Source organism: Micromonospora sp. NPDC002411 (assembly GCF_053592955.1).
On record NZ_JBSFBM010000534.1, the window covers coordinates 1 to 2,992 of the forward strand.

Genomic DNA, 2,992 nt, shown 5'->3' on the forward strand with positions numbered 1-2,992 from the left:
CCGGTATCCGGACGAAACCGCGCCTTGCCGGATCGCCGCCCGGACTCCGCCTCGGCTCGACCGCCCTTATGAAACAGGCCCTAGGTGGGCCGTCGGGAGCGTAACGGCAGGCAACTGAGTACGGATGCCGATGTCTTCGCGTCGCAAGTCCGGTGAGGATCCTTCGCATGGATCACAACGGGGTACGGGGGCGCTACGGCCGGAGTGTGGCGGTGGCGTCCGGTTGGTACGTGACGGTCGGTGCGGCCGTGGCGGTGGGTCTGGCGAGTGTGCCGAGTCCGCCGGCGACGGACTGTTCGGCCTGGTTCAGTTGCCTGTCGCCGGGGGAGTCCCTGGCGCTGGTCATGCTGGTGTGGGGCGGGCCGGTGCTCGCCGGGTTGCTCGTCGTGACGGCGCTGGTGACCGCGCTGCTCGTCCGGCTGGTGCCCTCGGCGGTGCTCGCCGGCACCCTGTCCGCACTGGTGACCGTCACGATCTGCGCGGCCGTGTACGCGGGGCGCTCGTGAAGCGGCTCGGCCTCGGAGGGCTCTTCTTCGTCTGGTTGTACGGGGTGCCGTTCCTGCTTGTGGTGGGCCTGATCCGGCGCACCTCGAAGCCGTACGCGCCGACCCACGAGGCGGCACAGGCGTTCGGCGCCGGCACCGACGCCGTGCTGATCGCCGCTCTCCTGCTCAACGCGCTGCCGATTGTCGGGCTGTGGCTGGCCGGCGATGCGGACTGGAGCCGGCACTTCCGCTGGGCGGTCGGCGGGATGGTGATGGTGTATCTGATGGTCGTTCTGGTCGGCCGGATGGCCACCGGGGTCCTGATCGGCCACACGCCCGCCGATGACGAGCCCGCCCCGGCGGTCACCCAGTGCATACCGCGCAGCGGCGGGCGGGGCTGCCCCGGCGGGTGAGCCGGGCCGGCGTTCCGGGGTGACGGCGGCGCTGCCGCCACCCCGGCACCGGTCAGGAGATGTCGCGTCGACGCATCAGCAGGGTGCCGACCACGCCGGTCACCACCGCGTACCCGATCAGGACGGCGGCCCCGGCCCAGCGCGGCGGGTTGCCCGGAATGTCGGCCCCGGTGACCATCAGCGACGAGGCCAACGACGGCACCAGCAACTGGAGGTTGTTGATCCAGTCACCCCACCGGTCGGCCAGGATGGCGATCACGAAGATGGCGCCGATCGAGCCGCCCAGGTAGAGCAGGATGCCGGTCACTGTGGCACCGATCTGGCTGCGCAGCAGCACGCCGATGCCGACTCCGAACACCGCCCAGAGCAGGTACGCGAGCAGGTTCAACCCGATCGCCCGCCACGCGGCCTCGTTGCCCAGTTGTGAGTCGAGCCCGATGGCGTTCAGCACCGCCGAACCGGCAACCAGGTTGAACGCGGTGGTCACCAACCAGAACAGCAGCGCCAGCACGCCCGCCGCGACCAGCTTGGCGCTCATCACGGCGGTGCGGTGCGGGTTGGTGAGGAACGTGGTGGTGACCGTCTGGTGGAAGAACTCGCTGGTCACCACGATGATGCCGAGCAGCATCACAATCAGCAGGCCGAAGAACTGCCCGGTGGTGAACAGGTTCGAGGAGAGCGCGTCCGCGCTGGCCGCCGCCGCCAGGGTGTCGGCCTGGTCGGCCGGCACCTCGCCGAGGTTGCCGTTGGTCAGGGTGTCGGCCTGCAACCAGTTGATCAGCAGGGTGAGCGCCCAGAGCGGCAGCGAGATGAGCGCGAAGATCCACCAGGTGTTGGTGGTGCGGATCTTGAGCAGCTCGGATCGGACCAGGTTCATCGGATGCCCGCCTTTCCGGCCGTCAGCTCCAGGAAGACCCGTTCCAGGTCGGGCCGTTCGGTGGTCAGTTCGTGCAGTTCCACGCCGGCGGCGAGGGCGGCGCGGCCGATGGTCGGCGCGTCCACCCCGCTGACCAGCAGCACGCCCTGCTCGTCGACGTTCACCGTCGCCGACTGCGCCTTGAGCGCTGTGGTCAGCGCCTCGGCCTGCGGCGTACGCACCCGGACCTGCGCGCCCTGTGCCATCGACCCGAGCACCTGGTCGACCGGGCCCTGCCGGATCAACTGGCCGGCGGCGATGATCACCACGTCGTCGGCGAGCAGCTGCATCTCGGACAGCAGGTGGCTGGAGACCAGCACCGTACGACCCTCGTGGGCGAGGTTCTTGAGGAACCCACGCATCCACCGGATGCCCTCCGGGTCGAGCCCGTTGGCCGGCTCGTCCAGGATCAGCACCCGGGGGTCGCCGAGCATCGCGGCGGCGATACCGAGCCGCTGCTTCATGCCCAGCGAGTAACCCTTGAACTTGCGCTTCGCCGCCGGGGTCAACCCGACCAGTTCCAACACCTCGGCGGCCCGCTGCTTGGGCAGCCCGGCCGCCGCGCAGATCACCCGCAGGTGGTTGATGCCGGTGCGGCCCTTGTGCGCGCTGGACGCCTCGAGGATCGCGCCGACGTGCCGCAGCGGGTCGGCGAGGTCCGCGTACCGGCTGCCGCTGATGGTGGCCGTGCCGGCGGTGGGCGTGACCAGGTTCAGCAACATGCGCAGCGTGGTGGTCTTACCAGCGCCGTTCGGGCCGAGGAAGCCGGTCACCCGCCCCGGCGCCACGGTGAAGGACAGGTTGTTCACCGCCCGGACGTTCTTGTACTGCTTTGTCAGACCGGACACCACGATCTGACCGTCGCTGGTGGGGCTTCTCTGCCCGTCAGTCATCGTTCTCCTCCCGTGCGTGGCGTCGAGGTACGCCGTGGCACAGCGTGACGGCCCAATGCAACAAGGTCAATCAGGCGCGGTCCGTATGTCCTGATCCGTCTCAGGGTGGAGGCGGGTCCTCCCTGCGGTTGACGACCGGGATCAGCGGGCGATCCAGGTCGCCCGTGCCGCGCCCAGCAGCGCGCCGTCCGCCGATGACGGCGATCCGTTCGCCGGCCCGGATGGTCAGTGTGACGTCGCGTAGCGCGGTGGTCCGCTCGTACGCCACTGTCACCCCCTCGAACC

At 69.8% G+C, this 2,992-nt stretch carries 5 protein-coding genes; 2 read left to right on the forward strand and 3 right to left on the reverse strand.

The genetic code is table 11. From position 1 onward, the window contains the following. The first annotated feature begins 167 nt into the window (after positions 1-167). Together ACWCO3_RS33420 and ACWCO3_RS33425 are read left to right on the forward strand one after the other, a co-directional pair. Positions 168-506 carry a hypothetical protein gene (locus ACWCO3_RS33420; RefSeq protein WP_145779136.1) on the forward strand — a complete coding sequence of 113 codons (339 nt, stop codon included), beginning with the start codon at positions 168-170 and terminating at the stop codon, positions 504-506. Further along, complete coding sequence (locus tag ACWCO3_RS33425; protein WP_358053252.1) at positions 503-898, forward strand: hypothetical protein; 396 nt, start codon at positions 503-505, stop codon at positions 896-898. The genes ACWCO3_RS33420 and ACWCO3_RS33425 overlap by 4 nt, the downstream gene beginning before the upstream one ends. Positions 899-950: 52 nt before the next feature. Here ACWCO3_RS33425 and ACWCO3_RS33430 read toward each other — a convergent pair whose 3' ends face one another. The 3 genes from ACWCO3_RS33430 to ACWCO3_RS33440 all read right to left on the reverse strand — a co-directional run. Next, positions 951-1,775 (reverse strand): ABC transporter permease subunit, encoded by an 825-nt coding sequence (locus ACWCO3_RS33430; protein ID WP_145779138.1) that lies wholly within the window; start codon positions 1,773-1,775, stop codon positions 951-953. Continuing rightward, positions 1,772-2,707, reverse strand: a complete 936-nt coding sequence (locus tag ACWCO3_RS33435; protein ID WP_145779139.1) for an ABC transporter ATP-binding protein — start codon at positions 2,705-2,707, stop codon at positions 1,772-1,774. The genes ACWCO3_RS33430 and ACWCO3_RS33435 overlap by 4 nt, the downstream gene beginning before the upstream one ends. Before the next feature lie 100 nt (positions 2,708-2,807). After that, positions 2,808-2,992, reverse strand: a 185-nt coding sequence (locus tag ACWCO3_RS33440) for a hypothetical protein (protein WP_450013936.1), incomplete at its 5' end; no start/stop codon positions are given.

Excerpts from the sequence above, each read along its gene's own strand:
- ACWCO3_RS33420 (WP_145779136.1), top strand. The coding sequence starts at position 168 with ATGGATCACAACGGGGTACGGGGGCGCTACGGCCGGAGTGTGGCGGTG.
- ACWCO3_RS33430 (WP_145779138.1), bottom strand. The coding sequence starts at position 1,775 with ATGAACCTGGTCCGATCCGAGCTGCTCAAGATCCGCACCACCAACACC.
- ACWCO3_RS33435 (WP_145779139.1), bottom strand. The coding sequence starts at position 2,707 with ATGACTGACGGGCAGAGAAGCCCCACCAGCGACGGTCAGATCGTGGTG.